The organism is Mesorhizobium sp. M0910 (assembly GCF_040319465.1).
Classification (GTDB): domain Bacteria; phylum Pseudomonadota; class Alphaproteobacteria; order Rhizobiales; family Rhizobiaceae; genus Mesorhizobium.
Genome location: NZ_JAMYNZ010000007.1, coordinates 333,893 through 359,554, shown reverse-complemented (window position 1 = coordinate 359,554; position 25,662 = coordinate 333,893). Strand labels below are relative to the sequence as shown.

Annotated in this window: 24 protein-coding genes; 12 read left to right on the top strand and 12 right to left on the bottom strand. The window is 63.4% G+C overall.

The genetic code is table 11. From position 1 onward, the window contains the following. Nucleotides 1-8: 8 nt before the first annotated feature. Nucleotides 9-647 carry an NrsF family protein gene (locus tag NKH78_RS20095; protein WP_352737903.1) on the bottom strand — a complete coding sequence of 213 codons (639 nt, stop codon included), beginning with the start codon at nt 645-647 and terminating at the stop codon, nt 9-11. Further along, nucleotides 644-1,192 carry a sigma-70 family RNA polymerase sigma factor gene (locus NKH78_RS20090; protein ID WP_352737904.1) on the bottom strand — a complete coding sequence of 183 codons (549 nt, stop codon included), beginning with the start codon at nt 1,190-1,192 and terminating at the stop codon, nt 644-646. The genes NKH78_RS20095 and NKH78_RS20090 overlap by 4 nt, the downstream gene beginning before the upstream one ends. Before the next feature lie 201 nt (nt 1,193-1,393). On the opposite strand from NKH78_RS20090, the gene NKH78_RS20085 reads away from it, so the two are divergent. From NKH78_RS20085 to NKH78_RS20075, 3 genes are all read left to right on the top strand, one after another. Further along, nucleotides 1,394-2,401 carry an iron ABC transporter substrate-binding protein gene (locus NKH78_RS20085; RefSeq protein ID WP_352505108.1) on the top strand — a complete coding sequence of 336 codons (1,008 nt, stop codon included), beginning with the start codon at nt 1,394-1,396 and terminating at the stop codon, nt 2,399-2,401. Nucleotides 2,402-2,567: 166 nt separating this feature from the next. Continuing rightward, a complete protein-coding gene (locus NKH78_RS20080) occupies nt 2,568-4,151 on the top strand; it encodes an ABC transporter permease (RefSeq protein ID WP_352737905.1) in 1,584 nt (527 codons plus the stop codon). Beyond that, complete coding sequence (locus NKH78_RS20075) at nt 4,148-5,230, top strand: ABC transporter ATP-binding protein (protein ID WP_352737906.1); 1,083 nt, start codon at nt 4,148-4,150, stop codon at nt 5,228-5,230. The genes NKH78_RS20080 and NKH78_RS20075 overlap by 4 nt, the downstream gene beginning before the upstream one ends. A gap of 22 nt (nt 5,231-5,252) precedes the next feature. Here NKH78_RS20075 and ugpC read toward each other — a convergent pair whose 3' ends face one another. The 4 genes from ugpC to ugpB all read right to left on the bottom strand — a co-directional run bounded on the left by ugpC (nt 5,253) and on the right by ugpB (nt 9,461). After that, nucleotides 5,253-6,320: a sn-glycerol-3-phosphate ABC transporter ATP-binding protein UgpC gene (gene ugpC, locus NKH78_RS20070; protein ID WP_352737908.1), complete on the bottom strand. Its 1,068-nt coding sequence runs from the start codon at nt 6,318-6,320 to the stop codon at nt 5,253-5,255. 7 nt (nt 6,321-6,327) lie between these two features. Continuing rightward, nucleotides 6,328-7,176 (bottom strand): sn-glycerol-3-phosphate ABC transporter permease UgpE, encoded by an 849-nt coding sequence (gene ugpE / locus NKH78_RS20065; RefSeq protein WP_352737909.1) that lies wholly within the window; start codon nt 7,174-7,176, stop codon nt 6,328-6,330. Nucleotides 7,177-7,184: 8 nt separating this feature from the next. Then, nucleotides 7,185-8,069, bottom strand: a complete 885-nt coding sequence (gene ugpA, locus NKH78_RS20060) for a sn-glycerol-3-phosphate ABC transporter permease UgpA (protein ID WP_352737993.1) — start codon at nt 8,067-8,069, stop codon at nt 7,185-7,187. An 81-nt stretch (nt 8,070-8,150) separates the two neighbouring features. After that, entirely contained in the window at nt 8,151-9,461 is a 1,311-nt protein-coding gene (gene ugpB / locus NKH78_RS20055; RefSeq protein ID WP_352737910.1) for a sn-glycerol-3-phosphate ABC transporter substrate-binding protein UgpB, read from the bottom strand. Between the two features lie 292 nt (nt 9,462-9,753). On the opposite strand from ugpB, the gene NKH78_RS20050 reads away from it, so the two are divergent. Further along, nucleotides 9,754-12,186 (top strand): bifunctional diguanylate cyclase/phosphodiesterase, encoded by a 2,433-nt coding sequence (locus NKH78_RS20050; protein WP_352737911.1) that lies wholly within the window; start codon nt 9,754-9,756, stop codon nt 12,184-12,186. A 2-nt stretch (nt 12,187-12,188) separates the two neighbouring features. Here the strand turns inward: NKH78_RS20050 and tlpA are convergent, their stop codons facing one another. Beyond that, entirely contained in the window at nt 12,189-12,872 is a 684-nt protein-coding gene (gene tlpA / locus NKH78_RS20045) for a thiol:disulfide interchange protein TlpA (protein ID WP_352737912.1), read from the bottom strand. A 35-nt stretch (nt 12,873-12,907) separates the two neighbouring features. Between tlpA and argH the strand changes: the two genes are divergently transcribed. The 3 genes from argH (at nt 12,908) to lysA (ending at nt 15,875) form a co-directional block, all read left to right on the top strand. Then, nucleotides 12,908-14,308: an argininosuccinate lyase gene (gene argH / locus NKH78_RS20040; protein ID WP_352880597.1), complete on the top strand. Its 1,401-nt coding sequence runs from the start codon at nt 12,908-12,910 to the stop codon at nt 14,306-14,308. 71 nt (nt 14,309-14,379) lie between these two features. Continuing rightward, complete coding sequence (locus tag NKH78_RS20035; protein WP_023677931.1) at nt 14,380-14,586, top strand: hypothetical protein; 207 nt, start codon at nt 14,380-14,382, stop codon at nt 14,584-14,586. Nucleotides 14,587-14,603: 17 nt separating this feature from the next. Beyond that, nucleotides 14,604-15,875, top strand: a complete 1,272-nt coding sequence (lysA, locus tag NKH78_RS20030) for a diaminopimelate decarboxylase (protein ID WP_352737914.1) — start codon at nt 14,604-14,606, stop codon at nt 15,873-15,875. Between the two features lie 10 nt (nt 15,876-15,885). Here the strand turns inward: lysA and NKH78_RS20025 are convergent, their stop codons facing one another. Further along, entirely contained in the window at nt 15,886-16,188 is a 303-nt protein-coding gene (locus NKH78_RS20025) for an ArsR/SmtB family transcription factor (RefSeq protein WP_352737915.1), read from the bottom strand. A 63-nt stretch (nt 16,189-16,251) separates the two neighbouring features. Here NKH78_RS20025 and NKH78_RS20020 point away from each other — a divergent pair, with 63 nt between their 5' ends. Then, the gene (locus NKH78_RS20020) at nt 16,252-17,193 is read left to right on the top strand and encodes a threonine/serine dehydratase (protein ID WP_352777820.1); all 942 of its coding nucleotides are present in this window, start codon (nt 16,252-16,254) and stop codon (nt 17,191-17,193) included. Between the two features lie 212 nt (nt 17,194-17,405). Beyond that, nucleotides 17,406-20,021: a TIGR02302 family protein gene (locus NKH78_RS20015; protein WP_352883590.1), complete on the top strand. Its 2,616-nt coding sequence runs from the start codon at nt 17,406-17,408 to the stop codon at nt 20,019-20,021. Between the two features lie 71 nt (nt 20,022-20,092). On the opposite strand, the gene NKH78_RS20010 is transcribed toward NKH78_RS20015, so the two are convergent. After that, entirely contained in the window at nt 20,093-20,950 is an 858-nt protein-coding gene (locus NKH78_RS20010) for a LysR family transcriptional regulator (RefSeq protein WP_352649318.1), read from the bottom strand. 223 nt (nt 20,951-21,173) lie between these two features. Here NKH78_RS20010 and NKH78_RS20005 point away from each other — a divergent pair, with 223 nt between their 5' ends. Further along, nucleotides 21,174-22,124 (top strand): DMT family transporter, encoded by a 951-nt coding sequence (locus NKH78_RS20005; RefSeq protein ID WP_352737919.1) that lies wholly within the window; start codon nt 21,174-21,176, stop codon nt 22,122-22,124. 19 nt (nt 22,125-22,143) lie between these two features. On the opposite strand, the gene NKH78_RS20000 is transcribed toward NKH78_RS20005, so the two are convergent. The 3 genes from NKH78_RS20000 to NKH78_RS19990 form a co-directional block, all read right to left on the bottom strand. Next, nucleotides 22,144-22,515 carry a response regulator gene (locus NKH78_RS20000; RefSeq protein ID WP_352505095.1) on the bottom strand — a complete coding sequence of 124 codons (372 nt, stop codon included), beginning with the start codon at nt 22,513-22,515 and terminating at the stop codon, nt 22,144-22,146. A gap of 197 nt (nt 22,516-22,712) precedes the next feature. Beyond that, nucleotides 22,713-23,255 carry a hypoxanthine phosphoribosyltransferase gene (gene hpt, locus NKH78_RS19995; RefSeq protein ID WP_254816654.1) on the bottom strand — a complete coding sequence of 181 codons (543 nt, stop codon included), beginning with the start codon at nt 23,253-23,255 and terminating at the stop codon, nt 22,713-22,715. 184 nt (nt 23,256-23,439) lie between these two features. Continuing rightward, nucleotides 23,440-23,730: a hypothetical protein gene (locus NKH78_RS19990; RefSeq protein WP_352737921.1), complete on the bottom strand. Its 291-nt coding sequence runs from the start codon at nt 23,728-23,730 to the stop codon at nt 23,440-23,442. Between the two features lie 236 nt (nt 23,731-23,966). On the opposite strand from NKH78_RS19990, the gene ftsE reads away from it, so the two are divergent. Further along, the gene (gene ftsE, locus NKH78_RS19985) at nt 23,967-24,626 is read left to right on the top strand and encodes a cell division ATP-binding protein FtsE (protein ID WP_023677923.1); all 660 of its coding nucleotides are present in this window, start codon (nt 23,967-23,969) and stop codon (nt 24,624-24,626) included. Continuing rightward, nucleotides 24,619-25,602 (top strand): cell division protein FtsX, encoded by a 984-nt coding sequence (locus NKH78_RS19980; RefSeq protein ID WP_352505094.1) that lies wholly within the window; start codon nt 24,619-24,621, stop codon nt 25,600-25,602. Before ftsE ends, NKH78_RS19980 begins: the two co-directional genes overlap by 8 nt. Nucleotides 25,603-25,662 lie beyond the last annotated feature (60 nt).

Below are 25,662 nucleotides of genomic sequence, written 5' to 3'. Positions count from 1 at the left end.
TCTTATCGCTACCAGCGCACAAAAAGTCGTCCGCCGAGCGCCCCGAGCACGGCAAGGATGGCGACCGCAATCGTGTACCAGGTGCCGACGAAAAGCGGCGAATCGTCGAAGCAATGCGCCGCATACAAGGTCGCCGCCAGCCCGCCGGCAAGCAGGCCCGCGGCCGCACCGGCAAGCACCGGCCTTGTCGGCGCGCCATGGCGCAGGACCGCGAGAAAGACGGCAAGCGGGCCGATCCCGATCAACGGAATGAAGATCAGGCAGATGACCATGTTCGTCCCGACCAGGCGTGTGCCCCAGTCCGACGCAGGCACGGTGAAGAGTTCGAGAATCACGGCCACAATCACCAGCAGCGGCGCGGCGACCATCCAGCTCGCCGCCCGGCCCGTCGATGCACCGGGCATCGACAGCGCACGCACCAGGACAAAGGCGCTGGCGGCAAGAGCGATCGTGAAGACGAATTTGGACAGGAACCGCATCGTGTGCATGGCGATCGCAATGTCGGGGCGCGGGCCGATCGTCAGCCAGAAAACCGCGGCCGCGATCACCATGGCCGCACCGGCGGCAAGCCACCAGGCGGCGCCTAGCGGCAGCGCCTTGCTGCGGGCATCGGCGTCGAGCGCCTTGATGAGATCTTCGGTCCTCATTTTTGTTCCCGCCTCGCCCCGAACCGTTTGGCAATGGCGGCAAGCCCGCGGTGCAGTGACACCCGCACAGCCGTCTCGCTGATGCCGAATTTGGCCGCCGTCTCACCGATCGAACGGCCTTCGACCGATACGGCCGAGACGACGGAACGCTGTGCCGGCGACAGGCTGTCGAGCGCCCGGTTGACGTCGCGCTCGCTTACCGTCTCCGCTTCCGGCTCGGCGAAGGTCTCGGCGATTTCGTCGATCTCGACCTCGATCCGCCGGCCGCGCCGCCGGAACGCGTCGATCAGCTTGAAGCGGGCTATTGCATAGACCCAAGGCAGCACCGGCGCATTATGGCGCCAGGTGTGTCGTTTCACATGAATGGCCAGCAAGGTTTCCTGCACGATATCCTCGGGATCCACCCCACCCTGCACGATCTTGCGCCGGGCAAAGCCACGAACGAGCGCGGCGATCCGGTGCAGAAAGTCGGCATAGGCCCTTTCGTCTCCAGCGATCGCGGCCCGCAGCAGCCGTGAAAGCTCGGCTTCGTCCTTGCCGCTCACAAGAGTTCACTCCCCGATATTCGCGTCTCGGCGCTGATTTGTTACGGGGCCGGCGAAATAATGTCCAAGGCAAATTAGCTGAGCATCACGAAAGTTTGCCCTTTTGAGCAATTGAGTGGGCCAGCAATGTTGACTGCGCTAGTCATGTATTGGTAGGTGCAGCGTGCCAAGCCAACGACCATCGAAATCGAGGACGACGCCATGAAATATGCTCTTTCCGCCCTTGCCGGTGCGACAGCACTTGCAATCAGCCTGATCGCCGGCCCGGCAATAGCAGAGGACGAGGGCATCGTCGTCTACAACGCCCAGCACGAAAACCTGACCAAAGCCTGGGCGGAGGGATTCACCAAGGAAACCGGCATCAAGGTTACCGTCCGCAATGGCGGCGACAGCGATTTCTCCAATCAGATCGTTGCGGAAGGCACCGCTTCGCCCGCCGATGTATTCCTGACGGAGAATTCGCCGGCCATGGCATTAGTCGAGGCGGCCGGCCTGTTCGCACCGGTCGACACCGAGACGCTGGCCCAGGTTCCGCAGGAGTACCAGCCGGCGAGCGGCAAATGGGTCGGCGTCGCCGCGCGCAGCACGGTCTTTGCCTACAACAAGACCAAGCTGGCCGCCGACCAGCTGCCCAAATCGCTTCTCGATCTCGCCGATCCGAGCTGGAAGGGCCGTTGGGCCGCATCGCCCTCCGGCGCCGATTTCCAGGCGATCGTCAGCGCGTTTCTGCAGCTCAAGGGTGAGGCAGCGACGGCCGAATGGCTAAAGGCGATGAAGGAGAATTTTACCGCCTATAAGGGCAACAGCACGGTGATGAAGGCGGTCAATGCCGGCGAGGTCGAAGGCGGCGTGATCTATCACTATTACTATTACGGCGATCAGGCCAAGACCGGCGAGAACAGCAAGAACGTCGAGCTGCACTATTTCAAGCACCAGGATCCCGGCGCTTTCGTCTCAGTTTCCGGCGGTGGCGTGCTGGCCTCGAGCAAGCACCCGAAGGAAGCGCAGGCTTTCCTGAAATGGGTCACCGGCAAGGGCGGCCAGGACGTACTGAAGACAGGCGATTCGTTCGAATACGCAGTCGGCAAGGGCGCCGAGTCCAATCCGAAGCTGGTGCCGCTGGCCGATCTGCAGGCGCCGAAAGTCGACCCGACGACGCTGAACTCGAAGAAGGTGACCGACCTGATGACGGCGGCCGGCTTGCTTTAGCCGGCGTTCATCCTAAAAGGGCAACCGACTGCGCTCCTGTGGGAATTCGCTTTCCGCGGGAGCGCTCTGTTTTCAAGATGGCATTTGTCCATGACCACAAGCTGCTCGCCGCATTCGCCGACGATTGTTTCCGCCTTCGGGCGGAAACGGCACAACGTCTGATCTGATGCAGTCGGCGATCGATCTCGCACCTTCAGGCTTGCCAGCCGATACCACGGCCGTGCGGGCACGTCGTTGGTCGGTCTCATGGATTGCGCTGGCTGCCGTCTTTGTCTCGCTTTTCGCGCTGCTGCCACTTGCCTTCATCGTCTGGGTGGCGGTTCAGACTGGCTGGGAAACCGTGGCGGCGCTGGTGTTCAGGCCGCGCGTCGGCGAACTTCTGGTCAACACCAGTCTGCTGGTGGTGCTGACCGTGCCGATTTCGATCGTGCTGTCGGTGGCGCTGGCCTGGCTCACCGAGCGCAGCGATCTGCCGGGGGCCCGCCTATGGGCCTGGTTGTCGGTGGCGCCGCTCGCCATTCCCGCCTTCGTCCACAGTTACGCCTGGATCACCATGGCGCCCAGACTGCACGGCCTGTGGGCCGGCGTGCTTGTATCCGTCATCGCTTATTTCCCGTTCCTCTATCTGCCGATAGCGGCAGCTTTGCGCCGGCTCGATCCCGCTCTCGAAGATGCAGCAGCGGCCCTCGGGCTTGGCCCATGGCGCGTGTTCCGGCGTGTCGTGCTGCCGCAGCTCCGACTCGCCATTTGCGGCGGCTCGCTGCTGGTCGGCCTGCACCTCCTGGCCGAATACGGCCTTTACGTTTTCATCCGCTTCGACACCTTCACCACCGCGATCGTCGACCAGTTTCAGTCGACCTTCAACGGTCCCGCCGCCAACATGCTGGCCGGCGTGCTGGTGACTTGCTGCCTTGTGCTGCTCGGTCTGGAGGTGCTGGTGCGCGGCGAAGAGCGCTATGCCCGCGTCGGTTCGGGTGCTGCGCGCCAGCAGCAGCGCACGGGCCTTGGGCGCGCCACCATTCCTTGCCTGCTGCTGCCCGCCATTACCACGCTGCTGGCGCTCGGCGTGCCGTTCGCCACCATCGGCCGCTGGCTCGTGGCCGGCGGCGCCAATGTCTGGCGGCTCGACGAGATCGGTCTGGCGCTTGGCCAGACGCTGTTCCTGGCGATTGCCGGCGCGCTGCTCGCCACCGTCGCGGCAATGCCGATGGCGTGGATCTCGATCCGCGCGCCGGGAAGGCTGCAACGCGTCCTGGAGGGCTGCAACTATATCGTCGGCGCGTTGCCTGGCGTCGTCATCGCGCTGGCGCTGGTCACCATCGCCGTGCGTATCGCCATGCCGCTCTACCAGACCCTGTTCACCATCCTGGTCGCCTATGCGCTGATGTTCCTGCCGCGCGCCCTGATTAGCCTCAGGGCGTCGATCGCACAGGCGCCAGTCGAGCTCGAACGCGCCGCCTCGAGCCTAGGCCGGTCGCCGCTCAAGGCGCTGTGGTCGACGACCATCCGCCTGTCGGCGCCGGGCGCCGCAGCCGGCATGGCGTTGGTCGCGCTGGGTATCATGAACGAATTGACCGCAACCCAGATGCTGGCACCCAACGGCACCCGCACGCTGGCCATGGCGTTCTGGTCCTATAGCGGCGAGATCGACTATGCGTCGGCGGCGCCTTATGCCCTGATCATGGTAGCGATGTCGCTGCCTTTGACCTGGCTGCTCTACGTCCAGTCGAAGCGGATGGCCGGGCGATGAGCTTTCTCGAGCTGAGCGGCATCCACAAGCACTACGGGCCTGTCGCAGCACTTGCCGGCGTCGACCTCAGCGTGGTCAGCGGCAGCCGTACGGCAATCGTCGGGCCATCCGGTTGCGGCAAGACCACCTTGCTGCGGCTGATCGCCGGCTTCGAGGCGCCGGACCAGGGCCGCATCGTGCTCGATGGCGAGGTGCTGGCCGATGGCGACACGGCCGTGCCGGCGCATCGCCGCGGCATCGGGCTGGTGGCGCAGGACGGCGCTCTGTTCCCGCATCTGAGCATCGCCGCCAATATCGGCTTCGGCATGGGGCGTCACGAGGAAAAGCGCAGTGAGCGCATCGCCGAGCTCGCCTATGTCGTCGGACTGGACAAAGGAATCCTGAGGCGCCGCCCGCATGAGCTCTCCGGCGGCCAGCAGCAGCGCGTCGCGCTCGCCCGCGCCATGGCCATGAAGCCGCGGCTGATGCTGCTCGACGAGCCGTTCTCGGCGCTCGACACCGGCCTGCGCGCCTCGATGCGCAAGGCCGTGGCCGAGCTCCTTGAAACCGCCGGCATCACCACCATCCTGGTCACCCATGATCAGGCCGAGGCGCTGTCATTCGCCGGCCAGGTCGCGGTGATGCGCGACGGCAAATTCTCGCAGGTCGGCACGCCGCGCGAGCTCTATTTCAGGCCGAAGGACAGGATGATCGCCGAGTTCCTCGGCGACGCCATCGTCTTGCCGGCCCGGATCGCTGATGGCTTCGCCACCTCGCCGCTCGGCCGCATCGCCGTCGACAGCACCGAGCGGCGCGACATCGCCCGTATCATGCTGCGGCCCGAGCAGGTGCTGCTGAAACGAACCTCGCGTGAAGGCATGTCCGGCACGCCGGACATGCTGTTCGGCGAGGTCACGGAATCCGAATTCGCGGGCTCGATGTGCACGATCGCCGTACGTCTCTTGAACAGCCCAGATCCGCCCGACGCCGCCGCCATCGGCAACACGCCATTGATCCTGCGCAAGCCGGGCATGGACGCGCCTGCGGTCGGCGAGATCGTGCGGCTGACCGTGTCGGGCAAGGCGCATGTGTTTGCCTGAACGGTTTTGCGCAAGGCCGATTTCAATCGACCCGTTTGCCCGCTTGATCGAACCAATGCAGCTTTTCGGACCTGGCCACGACGCGCAATCGGTCGCCTGGCTTGGCGCTGGCGCGGCCTGAGACGCGCACCACGATGCGGCTGCCGGCTGCCACGCAATGGAGAAAGCTTTCGGCACCGACCGGTTCGACCGCTTCCACTGTCGCCGGCAGCGCGAGCGCGCCGGCCGGCGCCTCTGCCGCGAAGGTGATATCGGCGTCCTCCGGACGAAAGCCCAGTGTCACCGCCTTGCCCTGTCGAGGCGCCAAGCCAATCACCGTACCGTCGGCCAATACCAAGCTTGGGGAGGCCCCTGTGAGCGCCAGCAGATTCATCGGCGGTGCGCCTATGAACGAAGCGACGAAGGTCGAGGCCGGTTTCTCGTACACATCAAGCGGCGCGCCGGTCTGCTCGACCAGTCCGGCGTTCATGACGACGAGGATGTCGGCCAGCGTCATCGCCTCAAGCTGGTCGTGCGTGACATAAACCGAGGTGACGCCAAGCGAGCGCTGCAGATTCTTGATCTCGATGCGCATCTGCCCGCGCAATTTCGCATCGAGGTTGGACAGTGGTTCGTCGAACAGGAAGACCTTCGGGTTGCGCACGATGGCGCGACCCATGGCGACGCGCTGGCGCTGACCGCCTGAAAGCTCGCGCGGGCGCCGGTCGAGCAGCGCCGAAAGCTCCAGCACCTTGGCCGTCGAGCGTACCCTGCTATCGATCTCGTCCTTCGGCGTGCCGCGGTTGCGCAGGCCATAGGCCATGTTGTCATAGACCTTCATATGTGGGTAGAGCGCGTAATTCTGGAACACCATGGCGATGTCGCGCTCGGTCGGGCCGATGGCGTTGACCACCTTGCCGTCGATGGCGACTGTACCGGCCGAAATGGTCTCCAACCCGGCGATCATCCTCAGCAGCGTGGACTTACCGCAACCTGACGGCCCGACCAGCACGCAAAGCTCCTTGTCGGGAATGGCGATGGAGACGCCCTTCACGGCTTCGACGCCGCTGGGATAGACCTTCTTCACGTCCTTCAGATCGACGGTCGCCATCAGAGTCTCACTTTTCGGATTCGACCAGGCCGCGCACGAACCAGCGTTGCATCATCACCACGACGAGAATCGGCGGCACGATAGCCAGCATTGCCGTGACCATCACGAGGTGCCATTGGGTGTCGGCATCGGCGAAGGAAACCATCTTTCTCAGCGCGATGACGATGGTGTTCATGTCGCTGCTGTTGGTGACGAGCAGCGGCCAAAGATACTGCGTCCAGCCATAGATGAAGAGGATCACGAACAGCGCGGCGATGTTTGTCCGCGACAGCGGCAGGAGGATATCAAAGAAGAAGCGCCATGGCCCGGCACCGTCGACACGCGCCGCCTCGACCAATTCGCCCGGTATGGTCATGAAGAACTGGCGAAACAGCAGCGTTGCAGTGGCTGAGGCGATCAGCGGGACGATCAGGCCGGCATAGGTATCGATCATGCCGAGATCGACCATCACCTTGTAGGTCGGCAGGATGCGCACCTCGACTGGAAGCATCAAGGTGATGAAGATCAGCCAGAAGAAGGTCATGCGCAGCGGAAAGCGAAAGAACACGATCGCGTAGGCCGACAGGATCGAGATGAAGATCTTTCCGACCGCAACGCCGAGCGCCATGATCGTGGTGTTGAGGAGCAGCTTGCCGACGCTGACCCCGCCGATACGGCCGATGCCGCCGAACAGCCCCTCGCTGTAGTTGTTCCATAGCTGGCCGCCCGGCAAGAGCGGCAGCGGCGGCCTGAGGATCGTTTGCAGCGTGTGCGTCGAGGCAACGAAGGTGTAGTAGATCGGAAAAGCCACGATCAATATGCCGAGGATGAGCACGGCATGGGCGATGAAGGTGCGGAGCGGGGACTGGCCGATCATCGCTGCCCTCAGCCGTAGTGGACTTTGCGTTCCACATAGTGGAACTGGATCGCTGTGAGCGCGATGACGATGGCCATCAGGATGACCGACTGCGCCGCCGAGTCGCCCAGGATCAGATTGACGAAGCCGTCATTGTAGACCTTGTAGACCAGCGTCTCGGTCGTCTTGCCAGGCCCGCCGCCGGTGACGGCATGAACGATGCCGAACGTGTCGAACAGGGCATAGACGGTGTTGACGACCAGCAGGAAAAACGTTGTCGGCGCAAGCAGCGGGAAGACGATGGTCCAGAAGCGCTTGGTTTCGCCGGCGCCGTCCATGGCCGCCGCTTCGATCAGCGTTTTCGGCACCGCCTGCAGGCCGGCGACGAAGAACAGGAAATTGTAGCTGATCTGCTTCCAGGCAGCCGCCGACACCAGCAGGATCATGGCGTGGGTGCCGTTGAGCAGTGGGTCCCATGCGATGCCGAGGCTTCTCAGCAAATAGGCCAACGAGCCTATCGAAGGGTTGAACAGAAACAGCCACAGCATGCCGGCGATCGCCGGCGCCACGGCATAAGGCCATATCAACAGTGTGCGGTAGAGGCCTTTGCCGCGCACGGCCTTCTCGGCCATGACCGCGAGCAGCAGGGCCACAACCATGGCAACGATCGCGGTCGCAAGCGAGAACACCACCGTGACCTTGATCGAGTTGAGGTAGGCCGGATCGGCCAGCACCTTCCGGAAATTGGCAAACCAGACGAACCTGCTCTTCAGTCCGAACGGGTCTTGCCTGAGCATCGACTGGTAAAGCGCCTGACCAGCCGGCCAGTAGAAGAAAACCAGGGTTATGGCGAGCTGTGGCGCCACCAGCAGGTAGGGCAGGATCTTGTTGGGAAAGACGACGCGTGGAGACAGGCTGATTTCCCTCGCTATCCAGGCATCGCCCACGCGCGCTCGCGTGGGCGATATTCCAACCGACTGACCGAGACGATCTCGTTAGTTGTCCAGGGCTTCCTTGATCGCGGCGTTGCCGCGCGCGACCGCATTGTCGAGCGCCTGCTGGGCGGTTTGCTGGCCGGCCAGCATCTTCTCCAGCTCCTCGTTCTGGATATCACGCACCTGCGGCAGATTGGGCAGACGCACGCCCTTCGAATTGTCGGTCGGCGACTTGCCGATCATCTGCAGGATGGGTGTCTCGCGGCCGGGGTTCTTGTCATAGAAGCCTGATTTCTTGGTCGCCTCGTACGCGGCGAGCGTCACAGGCAGGTATCCCGACTTCTGGTGCAGGTATTCCTGTACATCGGTCTTGGACAGATAGGCAAAGAAGGCGGCAACGCCCTTGTATTCCTCGTCCGACTTGTTGCCGAACACCCATAGGCTGGCACCGCCCGGCGTCGTGTTCTGCGGGGCACCCTTGGCGTCACTGTCGTAGGGAAGCTGGCCGATGCCATAGTTCATGCCGGACTTGACGATATCGCCGAGGCCGCCCGACGATTCGGTGAAGATGCCGCATTCGCCGGCGAGGAATATCTGCTTGGCTTCGGAGGTGCGTCCGCCATATTTGAACGTGCCGTCCTTGGCCAGGTCGGCGAGCGCCTGGAAGTGGTTGACGAAAATCGGCGCATTGATCTTGAGTTCGACGTCGCCGCCGGCCAGGCCATTCTGCTGGGTGGCCCAAGGCACGTCATTCCACGCCGCGAAATTCTCCAGATGGATCCAGGTCAGCCAGGTCGAGGTATAGCCGCAAGAGGCGGCGCCGCTCGTTTTGATCTTCTTGGCGGCTTCCCAAACCTCGTTCCAGGTCTTGGGCGGAGTGTTCACGTCGAGGCCTGCCTTCTGGAAGATGTCCTTGTTGTAGTAGAGGATCGGCGAGGAGGAGTTGTAGGGGAAGGACAGCATGGTGCCGTCCGGCTTGGAATAATAGCCGACGATGCCGGGCAGATACTGGCTCTTGTCGAAAGTCATCCCGGCGCCGGTCATCACATCGGCCACCGGCTTTATCGCACCCTCGGCCGCCATCATCACGCCGGTGCCGACGTCGAACACCTGGAGGATATCGGGCGCTTGCCCGGCACGAAAGGCAGCGATGCCGGCATTCAGCGTCTCCGGATAGGTGCCCTTGAACACCGGAACGAGCTCATATTCGCTCTGGCTGGCGTTGAAATCCTTGGAGATCTTGGCGACGACCTCGGCGTTGGCGCCGGTCATGGCGTGCCACCAGCTGATCTGCGTGACGGCGAAGGCGGAGGTGGTGGAAAGCAGGGTCACGGTGGCGGCGATACCGGCCGCAAAGCCGAAGAACTTCATGTTTCATCTCCCGTTTGTCATTGGCGAAAGGGGCACCTCCGCAAAGGCAATATGTGGCGCTGATGACAATCGGACAACGGTTTTGTTGCCGATCAATGAACACCATTCCTTCCTAAAGTGCACTCGCTACCGAAACCGGGCGTCAGAAACGACATCACCGCCTTTTCGGCGCAGCGGCATCGGTTTTCCCCCGAAAAGACCCGCCTCATGGCCTACGGGTTAACTATTCGTTAAAATCTCCAAGAGCTAATCCGTCACACCTCCCCTGTTAGTTTTGACCGAGTGAACCAGGATGCTGACGGTCTATAATTGTATCGTAAATCAGCACGACCTGAGACTGGTTGCGCTCGCCGCACTCGTCTGTGGAATTTCTTGTTTCTCAGCAGTTAATCTCCTTAAGCATGTCGGCCGATCGACCGAGCGAAACCGGCTTGTCTGGCTGATGATCGCCGCGGCCTCGACCGGGTTCGGCATATGGGCGACGCATTTCATCGCCATGACCGCGTTTACGCCGGGAATACCGAACGCATACAATCCGGGATTATCCGCCTTTTCGCTTGCCGCCGCCGTCATCCTGACCGCGCTTGGGATGTGGGTCGCCACCTTGCGCCGCGGCATCGACCATTTCCTCGTCGGTGGTGCCATTCTGGGCGGCGCCATCGCGACGATGCACTACATCGGCATGGCGGCTTTCGAGGTCGAAGGCCGGGTCGTATGGAACCTGCTCCTTGTCGCGATGTCGCTTCTGGCCGGCGTGACCCTTGCGGCACTGGCACTCCTGGTCGTTTTGCGCCGCCCGTCAGCAGTCGCGACTCTCGGCGGCGCCGCGCTTTTGACGCTGGCCATTTGCAGCTTGCATTTCATCGCGATGGCCGCGGTGTCGATCATTCCGGATTCCTCGATTGAAATATCCGAACATTCCATCGAGCCCATTTCCCAGGCCTTTGCCGCAGCGGTCGCCAGCCTTGTAATCCTTGTGCTGTCAGGTGCCGCGCTGTGGATCGATCTGCGCTTTCGCCACCAGAAGCTCGAGGCCGAGCGCATGCACGATCTCGCCAATGCGGCGGTGGAAGGTCTGATCGTTTGCGATGGCACCCGCATCGTCAGCGCCAATGACAGTATGGCGAAGCTGACCGGAACAGCGACAGCCACCCTGAACACGATGCAACTCGGCGAGCTTTTCGACGGACAGAGCGCAGCCGCTATGTCCGGCTTCGGCGAACAGGCGCAGGAAGCGAAATTAAGGGGCAGCGACGGCGCGAGAATTCCTGTCGAGCTGATCGCCAGGAAGATCACCTACTGCGGCAGGCCTCATACGGTGCTTGCCGTTCGCGACATCCGTGAGCGCAAGAAGGCAGAAGAAGAGATTCTCCGCCTCGCGCATTTCGATCCGCTTACCGGGCTTGCCAATCGGCGGAGCTTTTCTTCCCGGCTGGAAGCAGAAGTCGCCTCGATGGATCGTGGCGGCAAGGATGGATATCTGGCGCTCCTGCTGCTTGACCTCGACCGGTTCAAGCAAGTCAACGACCTCTACGGCCACAGCGCCGGTGACGCGATGCTGCAGAAGCTCGCGCACTGCATCTCCGGCATCCCGCGCAACGGACAGATGCTCGCGCGTCTCGGCGGTGACGAATTTGCCATCATAGCTCCGAACCTCCCCGACCCCTTGGCCGCAGGCCGGATAGCCGAGGACTTGCTGGCGGCGATCCGCGAGGAAAACAGGGTTTCGGTCGGCTCCGGCCTCGTCTCGGCCAGCATCGGCATCGCCTTCTTTCCGCTGGATGCCGAAGACCAGGCCGGCCTGATCAGCCATGCCGACACGGCACTCCATCGCGCCAAAACCGAAGGCAGGGACACTTACCGGTTTTTCGAGATAGCCATGGGCACCGCGGCCCGCGACAAGCGCGTGATGGAGCATGAATTGCGCCAGGCCATCGCCCGCAAGGAGTTCCACCTCGTCTACCAGCCTCAGAAGGAAATCCGCGGCGGCAGGATGATCGGCTTCGAAGCCCTGGTCCGGTGGCAGCACCCTGAGCGGGGTGATATTTCTCCGGCTGTTTTCATCCCCGTGGCCGAGGACAGTGGCGCGATCGCCCAGATCGGCGACTGGGTGCTGACGACGGCTTGTAACGATGCTGCTCGCTGGACAAATCCGCTGATGGTCGCCGTCAACGTCTCCGCCGTGCAGTTTCACAATCCGAACTTCAGCCGCAAGGTGCATGATGCACTGGCGAGGTCCGGCCTGGCACCCGGCAGGCTGGAACTGGAGATCACCGAAACAGCCCTGGTGAAGGATATGCCCCGCGCGCTGGCGGCCTTGAGGCAGGTCAAGGCGCTTGGCGTGCATGTAGCGATGGACGATTTTGGCACCGGCTACTCTTCGCTGTCCAACCTTAGCGCCTTTCCCTTCGACAAGATCAAGATCGACGGGTCGTTCATCAAATCGGTCGACAAGAACGCCCAGTTCGCGGCGATCGTCCGCGCCGTGCTGGGGCTTGGACGCGGTCTCGGCCTACCGGTCCTTGCGGAGGGCATCGAGACGCCGGGTGAATTGCAGTTCTTGGATGCCGAGGCTTGCGAGATCGGGCAAGGCTATTACCTCGGCAAACCGGCTCCGATCGAGACGTTCGGCGAACTGACGGGCGTGGCTGCTCCGGCAATCCGCACAGCCAGCCGACGCGGCGCAAGCATTGCCGTGCTCAAGCCGCGCCTGCGCACGGTCTGAGCCTATCCCGGCTGAAGCGCCGCCTCGACCAGACGCTTGGCATCCGGCCCCGACCATTCGGCCGGGCCGTTCATATGGGCGATGAGGCAGCCTTGCCCATCGATCAGCATGGTGACGGGCAGACCTAGCGCCAGGCCGCGCGTCTTGACGTCGTTGAACAGCGCCATCGTGGCATCGCGATAGTAGCCGAGCGACTTGACGCCGGTGTCCTCCAGGAATTTCTTCGGTTTGGCATCGTCGCCGGCATCGACGTTGACGGCAACAACCTGAAACGCATCGCTGCCCATCTCCTTCTGCAGCGCATCGAGCGCCGGCATTTCGGCGCGGCAAGGCGCACACCATGTCGCCCACAGATTGAGCAGCACCGTCTTGCCGGCATGATCGGCGATCATCGTCGGCTCCCCGTCGGGGCCGTTGAAGGCAAGGCTTTTCAGCGATTGCGGCGGATCCGCCGGCAAAAGCGCGGCAACCTGGCCGGTAGCAGCGGCGGCGATCTTCTTGGCACGGTCGGTCTTGGCGACGCAGGCGGCGTCGTCCTTGCCGCCGCCGGCGGCCACTGGCGCGGGCGCCTTGTTGCCAGAACTGCTTTCCCTGACATATACCGCGACCGCGCCGGCCAGCACGCCCGCAACCAAAGCGGCGAGGATGAGACGCAAAGCCGGGAAAAATCTATTGCCGTCTGCCATTTTTGAAAAACTGCTCCGGAGCACGGGTTATAGCGATGAACGACAAGAAGGCCAGCAACCAGATGTGGGGCGGACGTTTTGCCTCGGGTCCGGCCGCAATCATGGAAGCGATCAACGCGTCGATCTCGTTCGACCGCAAACTCTATGCGCAGGATATTCGCGGCTCGATCGCCCATTGCCAGATGCTGGCGCAAACGGGCATTATTTCGGCGGCCGATCAAGAAAAAATCACTCACGGGCTGAACACGATCCTGGCAGAGATCGAGGCCGGCACATTCGAGTTCTCCACCAGGCTGGAAGACATCCACATGAATATCGAGGCCCGTCTGGCCGATTTGATCGGGCCCGCAGCTGGCCGCCTGCATACCGCCCGCTCGCGCAATGACCAGGTGGCGGTCGACCTCAGGCTGTGGGTCAAGGACGAGTGCTTTCGCGTCGCCGAGGCGCTGAAGGGGCTGATCACGGCGTTCCTAGATCGCGCCGAGGAGCATGCGGCAACGGTGATGCCGGGCTTCACCCACATGCAGGCGGCGCAGCCGGTGACCTTCGGCCACCACTGCATGGCCTATGTCGAGATGTTTGCGCGCGACCTGTCTCGCGTCCGCGATGCGATTGAGCGTATGGATGAAAGCCCGCTCGGCGCTGCCGCCCTTGCCGGCACCAGCTTTCCGATTGACAGGCACGAGACAGCGAAGGCGCTTGGCTTCCGCGAGCCGATGCGCAATTCGCTCGACAGCGTTTCGGATCGCGATTTCGCGCTCGAGTTCCTGGGCGTAGCAGCGATCTGCGCGACGCATCTGTCGCGACTGGCTGAAGAGATCATCATCTGGTCGACGCCGCAATTCGGCTTCGTCAGGCTGTCGGATAGTTTCTCGACGGGTTCGTCGATCATGCCGCAGAAGAAGAATCCCGACGCTGCCGAACTGGTGCGCGGCAAGACCGGCCGCGTCACCGGGCACCTCGTCGGCTTGCTGACAGTAATGAAGGGCATGCCGCTGACCTATGGCAAGGACATGCAGGAAGACAAGGAATCCGTCTTCGACGCGGCCGAGACGCTCGACCTGATGCTGGCGGCAATGACCGGCATGGTGCGCGACATGACGGTGAACACCGCGGCGATGAAAAAGGCCGCCGGCGCCGGCTATTCGACTGCGACCGACCTCGCCGACTGGCTGGTGCGCACGCTCGGCCTGCCGTTCCGCGAGGCGCACCATATCACTGGCCGGGCGGTGGCGCTGGCCGAGGACAGGAAGATCGGGCTCGACAGGCTTTCGCTGGAGGATCTGCAGTCCATTCACCCCGGTATCAGCGCCGACGTGTTTTCGGTCCTTGCCGTGCAGAATTCTGTAAAGAGCCGCACGAGCTTCGGCGGCACCGCGCCGTCCGAGGTGCGCAAGCAGATCCGCTACTGGAAAAAGCGGCTCGCCAAGGCGTAAGACGCGGGGTGCAATGGCCGCAAAACTCGGCTAGAAGCGGCTGCGGGCAAAAGTTTCGGACGGATGGCACGATGACCGGAAGCAGGATTTTGGTGACGCTGACGCTGTTGGCAGCAATGGCCACCGTTGCGGCCTGCGGCAGGAAGGCTGCGCTTGATACGCCCTACGCGGCCGCCGTGCAGGCCCGCAAGGACGCCGAGAAGGCCAAGCAACCTTTGCCGCCGGAGCCGGAAAAACCTGTTGAGGACAAGAAATTCATCCTCGACCCGCTGCTCTGATTTTTCGGACCAATCTCGTGAACCATTTCGACTACCGCGACGGCGCGCTGCATGCCGAGGACGTGGCGATATCAGACATCGCCGCCAGCGTCGGCACGCCGTTCTATTGTTATTCGACGGCGACGCTGACCAGGCATTTTCGCGTCTTCACAGAGGCCTTTGCCGGGCTCGACGCCCTCGTCTGCTATGCCATGAAGGCGAATTCGAACCAGGCCGTGCTGAAGGTGTTGGCAAGACTCGGCGCCGGCGCCGACGTGGTCTCGGAGGGCGAATTGCGCCGCGCTTTGGCGGCCGGCATTCCGGCAAGCAAGATCCTGTTTTCGGGCGTCGGCAAGACCGCGCGCGAAATGGATTTTGCGCTCTCGGCCGGCATTCTCTGTTTCAACGTCGAATCCGAACCGGAGCTGGAGCTGCTGTCGGCCCGCGCGACCGCGCTGGGCAAGATCGCGCCGATCTCGCTGCGCATCAATCCGGATGTCGACGCCAGGACGCACAACAAGATTTCGACTGGGAAGGCCGAGAACAAGTTCGGCATTCCCTGGCAGCAGGCACGAAAGGTTTATGCGCGCGCGGCTGAGCTGCCGGGCATCAAGGTCACCGGCATAGACACCCATATCGGCAGCCAGATCACCGAATTGCAGCCCTTCGACGAGGCCTTTGCGCTGCTGGTGGAGCTGGTCGGCGCCTTGCGCTCCGACGGTCATGCCATCGAGCACATCGATGTCGGTGGCGGCCTTGGCATTCCCTACCGCGTCGACAACAACCCGCCGCCTTTGCCCGATGCCTATGCCCGGATCGTCAGAAAGCATGTCGTCGCCGAACTCGGGCTGAAAGTGATGTTCGAGCCAGGCCGGCTGATCGTCGGCAATGCCGGCATCCTGGTCTCGGAGGTAATCTTCGTGAAGGAGGGCGACGCCAAGAACTTCCTCGTCGTCGACGCCGCGATGAACGACCTGATCCGGCCGACGCTTTACGACGCTTTCCACGACATCAAGCCGGTGGCGCAGCAGCCGGCCGCAGCACCGCGCATGAAGGTCGACGTCGTCGGCCCGGTTTGCGAGACCGGTGACTATCTCGGGCTCGACCGTGACCTGCCCCGGCTGAAATCCGGCGACCTGATCGCTGTCGCCACCGCCGGCGCCTATGGCGCCGTCCAGGCCGGCACCTACAATACCAGGCTGCTGGTACCGGAAGTGCTGGTCGACGGCGACCGCTTCCACGTTGTGCGCCCGCGCCAGACCTATGACGAGCTGATCGGACTGGATTCGGTGCCGGACTGGTTGGAGTAGAACTCTGCAGCTACAGGCGGTGCTGAATGAGCGCCCTGGTTTCGGCGATCCTGTTCTCGTTCCGGCGATAGAATGTCCACTGCTTGATGCGCTTGCTGCGCAAAAGCCCTGCCTGGGTGAGCACGCGCATATGTTCGCTGAGCGTCGCCTGGGTGATCCCCAGCTTTTCCGCGATCAGCAGCGCGCAGACTCCGTCGTCGACCAGATCGCCGTCCGCCTGCGGCGGAAAATGCGAGCGCGGGTCCTTGAGCCAATCGAGGATCTGCAGCCTACGCTCGTTGGCAATCGCTTTGAAGACGTCGACCTCTTGCATTTAGCTACTTTGCCAAGTTACTAAGTAATGTCAACTCTGAATGTCAGCTCTGGGAGTGAAAGCATGCTGCACGGCCACACGATCACACGCGAGCGCATTGCGGCGATGGAACCCCGCATCCGGCCCTTCGTGCGCCACACGCCGGTGCTGCGCGTCGACATGGCCGATTTCGGCCGCCCGGCTCTGCCGGTCGACCTGAAGCTTGAGTGCTTGCAGCATTCCGGCTCGTTCAAGGCGCGTGGTGCGTTCACCAATCTCCTCGAACGGCCGGTTCCTGCGGCCGGCGTCGTTGCCGCATCGGGCGGCAATCACGGCGCCGCCGTCGCCTATGCCGCCATGCGACTCGGCCACAAGGCGACCATCTTTGTTCCCGAAGTGAGCCCGCAGGCCAAGCTGGACCGCATCCGTGGCTACGGCGCCGAGCTGGTCGTCGGCGGCGCCCGTTATGCCGAGGCGCTGGCCGCCAGCGAGAGCTTCGCCGAAAAATCCGGCGCGCTGCAGATCCACGCCTTCAACCAGGAGGAGACGCTGGTCGGGCAGGGCACGCTCGGCCTCGAAATCGAGGCCGACCTGCCGAAGCTCGACACCCTGCTGGTTGCTGTCGGCGGCGGCGGCCTGATCGGCGGCATCGCCGCCTGGTTTTCCGGCCGCATCAGGATCATCGCGGTCGAGCCGGAGGGTGCGCCGACGCTTCATCGCGCGTTCGCGGCGGGCCGACCCGTCGACGCGCCGGCTGAGGGCGTCGCCGCCGATTCGCTCGCGCCAAAGCGTGTCGGCGAAATGATGTTTCCTATCGCCGAGGCATTCGTCGAGCGCTCGATCCTGGTCGGCGACGACGACATTATCGCCGCCCAGGCGGCGCTGTGGGACCGCGTGCGAATCATCTCCGAGCCGGGCGGTGCGGCCGCCTTCGCGGCGCTCCTGTCCGGCCGCTACGCACCGGTTGCAGGCGAGCGCGTTGCCGTACTGATCTGCGGCGCAAACGCCAATCCGGCGAAATTCTGACAATATCCGGGGCATTATTGTTCACGTTTTGGGGAACCGCCTCGCCTTCGCCGTGTTTGTTGGTATCCTTAGGGCGATGTGCATCCGCTTGGACGCACGAAGTACGCGCTAAGATTTTAGGTCTTCGCATCGTGCTTCCCGGAAATCGACTTTTCGGGCCCATGCGATAGACTCGTGAGGCCTGGGCTATCCCGCCCGGCCAGGAAGGGCCGATGACGCAACGACCCATTTTCACCAGCGATCGCAGTCTGGCCAGGCGCCTTGCCTTGAGCCGGCTGGGGACGCAGGTCTCGATAATCGTCGAACGCGGCTGGCCATTGGTGCTGCCGCTGATCATCGTCGCCAGCCTGTTCCTCAGCATTTCGTGGCTCGGCCTGTTCCCATTTTTGCCCGATCTGGCGCGGATCGGTCTTATCACGGCATTCGGCGTCGCAGCGCTTGCCGCACTCTATCCGCTGCGTTTCTTCCGCACGCCATCCAGTGCCGAGGTCGACCGCCGCATCGAGGCGGCCAACCGATTGCTGCACAGCCCGGTGCAGGTCCAGACCGATCGCCCGAGCGGCAAGGAAAGCATTTTTTCGCAAGCCCTGTGGCGCGAGCATCAGCGGCGCATGGCGGACCGGCTGGGCGAGCTTGGCGGCGACGTGCCGCGCACACGCGTGCCGGAACGCGACCCGTGGGCGTTGCGCGCCGTTGCCGCGCTTTTGTTGGTCACTGCCTTTGCCTTCTCCTTCGGGCCGTCGGGCGGCAGGCTGGGCGACGGCTTTGTTGCCCGTGCCGCCCGCGACGTCGTGCCGCCGCGCATTGATGCCTGGGTGACGCCGCCGGCCTATACCGGCAGGCCGCCGATATTCCTGAACGTCCCAGTCCTTGCCAACAACGCCACTCAAACGGCGCCGACCTTCACCGTTCCGGAGGGCAGCGATGTGTCGCTGCGCGTCACCGGCGGTTCGGGCGAGGAAACGCTGAGTTACGCCGACACCGGCGGCAACACCCGCGCCATCGATCCGACCGGGCCGCAAGCCGCCAAGACTGAGGCAGCTCCGGCAACGCCTTCCACCGTGCGCCAGTTCAGCGGCAAGTTGACGGCCGACGGCACGCTGACGCTGCAGTCCGGCGACGGCGAGCTCGGCCGCTGGGCCTTCGCCATAATTCCCGACAAGCCGCCGCAGATCCGCTTTGTCGGCGAGCCGAAGCGCGCCGTCAACGGCGCCTTCGAACTCAACTACCAGATTGACGATGACTATGGCGCGGCCTCCGCCAAGGCCGTTTTCGCATTGGCCGATCCGCAGGCACCCAACGCGCATCCGCTCTATGGCCCGCCGGAAATGCCGCTGACGTTGCCGCGCCGCGGCGGGAAGGCGAATGCCGCTAAGACGACGAAGGACCTGACCGACCATGTCTGGGCCGGTGGTAACGTCAAGCTGTCGCTTGTCGCCACCGACGGTGCCGGACACACGGCGACCAGCGAAACCAAGACGCTGGTGATGCCGGAGCGGCCATTCTCCAACCCGTTGGCGCGGGCTGTTGTCGAGCAGCGCCGCATGCTGGCGCTCGACGCCTATGCCAAGGACCGGGTGCTCGACCTAATGGATGCGATCACGCTCAGGCCCGAAGACACGTTCGACAACATGACGCACTACCTCGCCATCATGAGCGCCCGCACCCGGCTGAAGATGGCTGACAGCGACGACCAATTGCGCGACGAGGTCGCTTACCTCTGGGAGATCGCGCTCGGCATCGAGGAAGGCAATCTGTCGGCGGCCGAGAAGCGGCTGCGCCAGGCGCAGCAGGCGCTGCAGGATGCGATCAAGAACGGCGCCAGCGACCAGGAGATCGAGAAGGCGATGAAGGAACTGCGCGAGGCGATGAACCAGTTCCTGCAGGAATTCGCGGCGCGGGCGCAGCAGAATCCGAATGCGCCACAGATGCAGCAGAACGGCCGGGAACTGCGCCAGAGCGACATCGACCGCATGATGGACCAGATCGAGAACCTGGCGAAATCCGGCAATCGCGACCAGGCGCAGCAATTGCTGTCTGAGCTGCAGGACATGATGAACAATCTGCAGGCAGGCCGCCAGCAACAAGGCGGTCAGCAGGACAGCGAGATGCGTCAGCAGATGGATAAGCTGGGCGAGATCATGCGGCGCCAGCAGGAGATGATGAACGACACCTTCCGCATGGACCAGATGCAGCGTGGCCAGCAACAGCGCGGGCAGAACCGCGACGAGCAGCTCGGCGAGAACGGTGAGCCGGGCCCGATGGACGAACAGGGCAAGCCCGGCCTGGGCGACGACCGCGATCCGCTCGGCCGGCCGGGGCAGATGACGCCGCAGGAATTCGCCGATGCGATGAAGCAGTTGCAGGAAGGCCAGGGCAAGCTGCAGAGCGAGCTCGATCAATTGAGGAAGAGCCTCGAAGGCATGGGCCTCGACCCCAATGAGGGGTTTGGCGAGGCCGGCAAATCCATGGGCAATGCCGAACAGGCGCTCGGCGAGGGCGAAGGCGACCAGGCCGTCGGTCACCAGGGCCGCGCATTGGAAGCCTTGCGCAGGGGCGCCAAGGACATGATGAAGCAATTGCAGGCGATGCAAGGCGACCAGGGCGGCAACGGCCAGGGCGGACGACAGCAGAATGCCGACCGTGACCCGCTCGGGCGGCCCCGCACCAGCGAGGGTCCCGATGACGGGAGTTCGGTGAGAGTGCCTGACGAGATCGACGTGCAGCGTGCCCGCCAAATCCTCGAAGCGATCCGCAAGCGGCTCGGCAATGCACTCAGCCCCGATATCGAGCGCAGCTATCTGGAGCGGCTGCTGGAGCTGAAGTAAGGCTGCCTGTATTCGGAAGATCGCCGCGCGCGGTCCGTGGTGGCCGCCACCGCCGGACTGAGCGGCATTCTTTAACGGTTGGTGAACGCCTCGCGGATCGCCTCTTCCATGCCGTCGATGGCCTCGCCGGAAGCGTTCGGGTTGCGCCGCAGCACCACGTTCGAGGAATCGATGTCGCCGAACCCGTCGGCGGTCGTAAGCTCGCGGCAGCCGGCCGGAATGTTGCTGCGCGAGATCGGCGCAATCGCCAGCCCGGAGGTGACGGCGAGCCGCAGGCCGCCATTGGTATCGCTGGTGTAGGCGACACGATAGGCGAGATCGCGCTGTTCCAGCGACTTTATCGCGAAATCCTTGCACCAACCGGCACGGTTGTAGAGCGCGATCGGCACCGGCCGCTCCTCATGCATGTGATGCAGCTCTGACGTCACCCATACGGTCGGGTCATGCATCAGCACCTCACCGCCCGACAGATCCTGCCATTCGAACACCACCGCCAGATCGAGCTCGCCAGCGGCGAGCGCCGCGATCTGCGCACCGGAATGCGCGTAGCGGACGGTGATGTCGACCTGAGGATGGCGCTTGGCAAAGGCGCCGAGCGCGCGCGACAGGATCGCGTGGCCATATTCCTCCGGGATACCGATGCGCACCGGCCCGCCAAGCGGCGCCGCGACCATCGATGCCGCCGTCTCGTCGAGCAGTGAAACGATGCGCCTGGCGTTGGCGATGAGCTCGCCGCCGCGCCGTGTCAGCGCCACACCGCGCGAGCCGCGCTCGAACAGGCTGTCGCCGATCATGCCTTCAAGCTTCTTCATCTGCATCGAGACCGCCGACTGGGTGCGCCCGGCCCGCTCCGCCGCCTTGGTGAAATTACCACTGTCGGCGACCGCCACGAAGGTTCGCAACAGGTCGCTGTCGAGATTGGGTCGCATGTGCCCGCCATAAGAAAATCTGATTGCTGGCATCATTCCAATTCGTTTGCAACATGTCAAACGGCGGACAATAGTTCGCCTTACCCATTGGATATGCGGCCGCGAAATCGGCCGCGGACCAATCAAAAGTCCTCACTCGTACCCGCTGCCCGAAATGGCGGCGGGTTCTTTTTACCCGGATGCAGGCCTGTGTTCGGCCGCGCACGCGGGGACAGGAGCGCCTATGCAGAATCGGCTTGTGCTCGGCATCCTCAGCCTCTGTCTCGGCGTACTGGTCTTTTCGCTGCAGGACCCGCTGGTCAAGGCGGTGTCGAGCCACTATCCGGTCACCGAGGTGATGGCGATCCGCTCGATCGTCGCCCTGCCGATCCTGGTTTTCCTCGTCCACGCCGATGTCGGATTGCAGGCAATCCTGTCGAAGCGGTTCGGCATGCTGACGATGCGCGCCTTCATCCAGTTCACCTCCTACACGGCCTACTATCTGGCAATCGCCGCCCTGCCGCTGGCTGACGCGGTGGCGCTCTATTTCATGGCGCCGCTGTTCATCATGGCGCTGGCCGGCCCCTATCTCGGCGAACGCGTGTCCTGGCAGGCGCTCGCCACCGTCCTGGTCGGCATGCTCGGCGTGCTGGTGATGGTGCGCCCAGGCGCCGGCTTGTTCGACTGGGCGGCGCTGCTGTCGCTAGGTTCGGCTCTGCTCTACGGTTTCTCGCAGCTGATGGCGCGCAAGATCGGCGACACCGAATCCTCGACCGTCATGGCGTTCTATCAGAACGGCGCCTATCTGGTCGGCGCGGCCTTGGTAGCGGCATTGTTTTGGCTGGCAGGCATTGACCACGCCGTGCATCCGAGCCTCGAGTTCCTCGTCCGGCCATGGGCCTGGCCGGCGACGCCGGATCTCCTCAAGATGGGGGCATGCGGCTTCGTTGCCTCGGCCGGAATGATCCTGTTGTCGCAGGCCTACCGGCTGGCGCCCGCCAACAGCGTCGCCACCTTCGAATACACCGGTATCATCTGGTCGCCGCTATGGGGTTTTCTGTTCTTTGCCGAAATGCCGCGACCAGCGACGGCGGCCGGCGCAGCCCTCATCATCGGCGCCGGGCTTTTTGCGCTCAATGCCGGCCGGCGCCGGAGCGGCGAGCCAGCCATTGCGGCGACCTGCGACCCTGCCTGAAGGCGGTTGACCTTGGGCTTTAGGCGAAGCAGGCGAGCGCCTGTTCGACGCGGGCGCGGATTTCAGCCAGCGCGAACGGTTTTTGCACGACGTCGAGAATAATGCCGTCCAATTCCTCGGCGCGCTCGCGTTGGTCGGCATAGCCGGTCATCAGCACGATCTTCACCGCCGGGAACAGCGCCGCTGCCGCCTTGGCCATCTCGATGCCGTCCATCTCCGGCATGCGGATGTCGGACAGCACAAGGTCGTAGCCCCCCTGCGCCGCCCCGATCAGAGAAAGACCGTGCGCGCCATCGGCGGCAACAGTGACATTATGCCCGGCGCGTTCGAGCGCACGGGCGGCGAGGCTGCGGACGGATTCATCGTCCTCGACGATCAGGAGCTTTGCCATGGGCAGGATATTTGGCGAGGAAAAGTTGATGTTTCCTGAAGGCGCTGAGGGTCGATGAGGCCTTTTCAGAATTCGCTCTGGCGAGTCAGATGGCGTGGTTTTCGAGAACCGGAGCGGAGCGGACTGTCGACTCCGAGAGCACCGGAAGCGCTCAAAACTGCGTCAGGTGGCCGCCGGAGTAGAATTATCAAAAGACCTCAAGCGTCGCCCTTGACGATGCCGACGAACGGCAATTCGCGAAACGCGTGGGCGACGTCCATGCCATAACCGACGACGAAATAATCGGGGCAGTCGAAGCCGACATAGTCGGCGTTGAGCGTGGTCTGGCGGCGCATGCGCTTGTCGAGCAGCACGGCGATGGCACAGCTCCTCGCGCCGCGCGACAGCATGAGGTCGCGGGTGAAACTCAGCGTTTTGCCGGATTCCAGAATGTCGTCGATGAGAAGCACGTCGCGGCCGGCGACCTCGTTGTCGATGTCGCGCAGCACCCTCACCTCACCGCTGGTCGTGCCGGCGCCATAGCTGGAGATGAAGATGAACTCGACCTCCGGCGACAGGCCGACATCGTGCATGGCACGGATAAGATCGGCGGCGAAGATGAATGATCCTTTCAGCACCGAGATTACCAGAAGGTCGTGGTAGTCGTGCCCGGCGATCTCCTTGGCAAGTTCCAGGTTCCGCCGCGCAATGGCGGACGCTGAAAACAGGACTTCGATGTCCTTGCCGCGCACGACTGGCATTGGCTGCCCTTCCAGAAATGATCGCCTTGTAGGCGAAGCCGACCGAAACGGTCTTCAACCCCGTTTCTAGGCATGTCGAGCCGGCTGGCAAGGCCAATCTTTCGCAGGACGCCCGCGAACGGTCGGATGCCCCAGCGCGTCGCGAATCGTTTACTTGGTGACCCGTTGATTTTCCGGCGCCGTTCTAACGAATCAGCGCATGGCCGCCCGACATCCAGAAGGCGGCAAAGGCGGCACCGACGCCGACAATCCAGAAGATCGGCCCACCGTGCACCCACAACGGCCGTTCGACGGCGGTTTCGGGCTTGCGCAACATGTCCATGCCTTCGATGGAAGGCGTGGAAATCATGCGGGCAGGCGGCGGCGCAAAGTCTGGACGTGTAAAATGGCGGGGCAGCACCTCATAGTCGGCATCGATGACGTCGGCGGTCACGTCATGCATGATGCGTTCCGGCCCGGCGGCCGGATCGGTCATGATTTCGCCGGAAACCGGGCGCGCGGTTCGATCCTCAGCCATCATGGCCTGACACTACAGCACCTGTTCGCTGTTCGTTTCTTTTGGGTAAACGGAAATGGTTAACGCTTCCCCACCGGAACCCCTGGGACTCGCTCGAAAAGCCGCCAAATTAACCGTCGGTTAACCATGCCGGCCGATGGTCTTACCACAGAAAGGGCTGGCATCTTGCCGCCAAGAATTTCAGGTCGTCGAAAGTGATCCGCTTCGAAAATGTCGGCCTCCGCTATGGCATGGGTCCGGAGATTCTCCGCGACATCTCCTTGCACATTCCGGAGCGCTCCTTTCAGTTCCTGAGCGGACCTTCAGGCGCCGGCAAGACGACGTTGCTGCGGCTTTTGTTCATGTCGCTGAAGCCGACGCGCGGCCTGATCACCATTTTCGGCAAGGACCGTTCGCGCATCTCGCGCACCGAATTGCCGCATCTGAGACGGCGCATCGGCGTGGTGTTCCAGGATTTTCGTCTGCTCGACCATATGACCACCTATGAGAACGTGGCCTTGCCGCTACGCGTACGCGGCCGCGAGGAAGCGACCTACCGCACCGACGTCACCGAGCTGCTGAAATGGGTCGGCCTCGGCGAGCGCATGCATGTGCTGCCGCCGGTGCTGTCTGGCGGCGAGAAGCAGCGCGCCGCCATCGCCCGCGCGTTGATCGAGCAGCCCGAGATCCTGCTCGCCGACGAGCCGACCGGCAATGTCGACCCGCCGCTGGCGCGACGCTTGCTGCGATTGTTCATCGAGCTCAACCGGCTGGGGACCGCCGTGGTGATCGCCACACACGACCTCGGCCTGATGGAACAGGTCGACGCACGGCGAATGATCCTGGCCGGCGGAAGGCTGGACATCTATGACTGAGCTCTCCGTCGAACATTTCGAGGGTCAGGACGCCGCGGCAGCAAAGCCCCGCGTCCAGCGCAAGATGGCGCCGATCGTGCCGGCGCAGAACATCGCCGGCCGGGCGCTGGTGCTGGTCATCGCCATCATGACGTTTCTGTCCTGCCTGACGTTTGGCGCAGTCACGCTGGTGCGTGACACCGCCTCCGTCTGGGAGAACCAGATCTCGCGCGAAGCGACCATCCAGATCAAGCCGGTCGATGGCCTCGACATGGAGGCCGCACTTGCGCTTGCCTCGCAGATCGCCGGCGAGTTCCCTGGCGTGAAAAGCGCCAGGATCGTCGATCGCGAAGCAACGGCCCGACTGCTCGAGCCTTGGCTGGGCTCGGGCCTGAACATCGATGAGCTGCCGGTGCCGCGCCTGATCATCATCACCATTGACGAGAACAGTCCGCCCGATTTCGCCGCACTGCGTGCGGCAATCACGCCGAAGCTGCCGAGCGCCTCGCTCGACGATCATCGCACCTGGGTCGACCGGCTGGTTGCTATGGCCCGCACCACGGTAACGATCGGTATCGCAGTGCTGGCGCTGATGCTGTCTGCGACGGTGCTGACCGTTGTATTCGCGACGCGCGGCGCCATGGCCGGCAACGGCCACATCATCGAGGTGCTGCATTTCGTCGGCGCCGAGGCGCGCTTCATCGCGCGCGAATTCCGCCGGCATTTTCTGGTCACCGGCATGAAGGGCGCCGCGGCAGGCGGCGCCGCGGCGATCCTCGTCTTCATCGTCTTCTCCTGGTGGTCGTCACGCAATATGGCGACACCGCAGGCCGACCAGGCGACCGCCCTGTTCGGCAATTTCGCCATCGGCTCGGCGGGTTATCTCGGGGTCGCTGTCATGGTGCTGGTGATCGGCGCGCTGACGGCGGCAACCTCCCATTTCACCGTGGTTACCTATCTCAGCGACATCGATATTCGCCAGCCGGACGCCGGCTAAAGGAAAGATCGATCACGGATGAAAACGCCTCGTCACGAAAATTGCATTTTTTTCCTACCA

Coding starts and splice junctions, on each gene's coding strand:
- NKH78_RS20095 (WP_352737903.1), bottom strand. CDS start 647: ATGAGGACCGAAGATCTCATCAAGGCGCTCGACGCCGATGCCCGCAGC.
- NKH78_RS20085 (WP_352505108.1), top strand. CDS start 1,394: ATGAAATATGCTCTTTCCGCCCTTGCCGGTGCGACAGCACTTGCAATC.
- NKH78_RS20080 (WP_352737905.1), top strand. CDS start 2,568: ATGCAGTCGGCGATCGATCTCGCACCTTCAGGCTTGCCAGCCGATACC.
- NKH78_RS20075 (WP_352737906.1), top strand. CDS start 4,148: ATGAGCTTTCTCGAGCTGAGCGGCATCCACAAGCACTACGGGCCTGTC.
- ugpC (WP_352737908.1), bottom strand. CDS start 6,320: ATGGCGACCGTCGATCTGAAGGACGTGAAGAAGGTCTATCCCAGCGGC.
- ugpE (WP_352737909.1), bottom strand. CDS start 7,176: ATGATCGGCCAGTCCCCGCTCCGCACCTTCATCGCCCATGCCGTGCTC.
- ugpB (WP_352737910.1), bottom strand. CDS start 9,461: ATGAAGTTCTTCGGCTTTGCGGCCGGTATCGCCGCCACCGTGACCCTG.
- NKH78_RS20050 (WP_352737911.1), top strand. CDS start 9,754: ATGCTGACGGTCTATAATTGTATCGTAAATCAGCACGACCTGAGACTG.
- tlpA (WP_352737912.1), bottom strand. CDS start 12,872: ATGGCAGACGGCAATAGATTTTTCCCGGCTTTGCGTCTCATCCTCGCC.
- argH (WP_352880597.1), top strand. CDS start 12,908: ATGAACGACAAGAAGGCCAGCAACCAGATGTGGGGCGGACGTTTTGCC.
- NKH78_RS20035 (WP_023677931.1), top strand. CDS start 14,380: ATGACCGGAAGCAGGATTTTGGTGACGCTGACGCTGTTGGCAGCAATG.
- NKH78_RS20025 (WP_352737915.1), bottom strand. CDS start 16,188: ATGCAAGAGGTCGACGTCTTCAAAGCGATTGCCAACGAGCGTAGGCTG.
- NKH78_RS20020 (WP_352777820.1), top strand. CDS start 16,252: ATGCTGCACGGCCACACGATCACACGCGAGCGCATTGCGGCGATGGAA.
- NKH78_RS20015 (WP_352883590.1), top strand. CDS start 17,406: ATGACGCAACGACCCATTTTCACCAGCGATCGCAGTCTGGCCAGGCGC.
- NKH78_RS20010 (WP_352649318.1), bottom strand. CDS start 20,950: ATGCGACCCAATCTCGACAGCGACCTGTTGCGAACCTTCGTGGCGGTC.
- NKH78_RS20005 (WP_352737919.1), top strand. CDS start 21,174: ATGCAGAATCGGCTTGTGCTCGGCATCCTCAGCCTCTGTCTCGGCGTA.
- NKH78_RS20000 (WP_352505095.1), bottom strand. CDS start 22,515: ATGGCAAAGCTCCTGATCGTCGAGGACGATGAATCCGTCCGCAGCCTC.
- hpt (WP_254816654.1), bottom strand. CDS start 23,255: ATGCCAGTCGTGCGCGGCAAGGACATCGAAGTCCTGTTTTCAGCGTCC.
- NKH78_RS19990 (WP_352737921.1), bottom strand. CDS start 23,730: ATGACCGATCCGGCCGCCGGGCCGGAACGCATCATGCATGACGTGACC.
- NKH78_RS19980 (WP_352505094.1), top strand. CDS start 24,619: ATGACTGAGCTCTCCGTCGAACATTTCGAGGGTCAGGACGCCGCGGCA.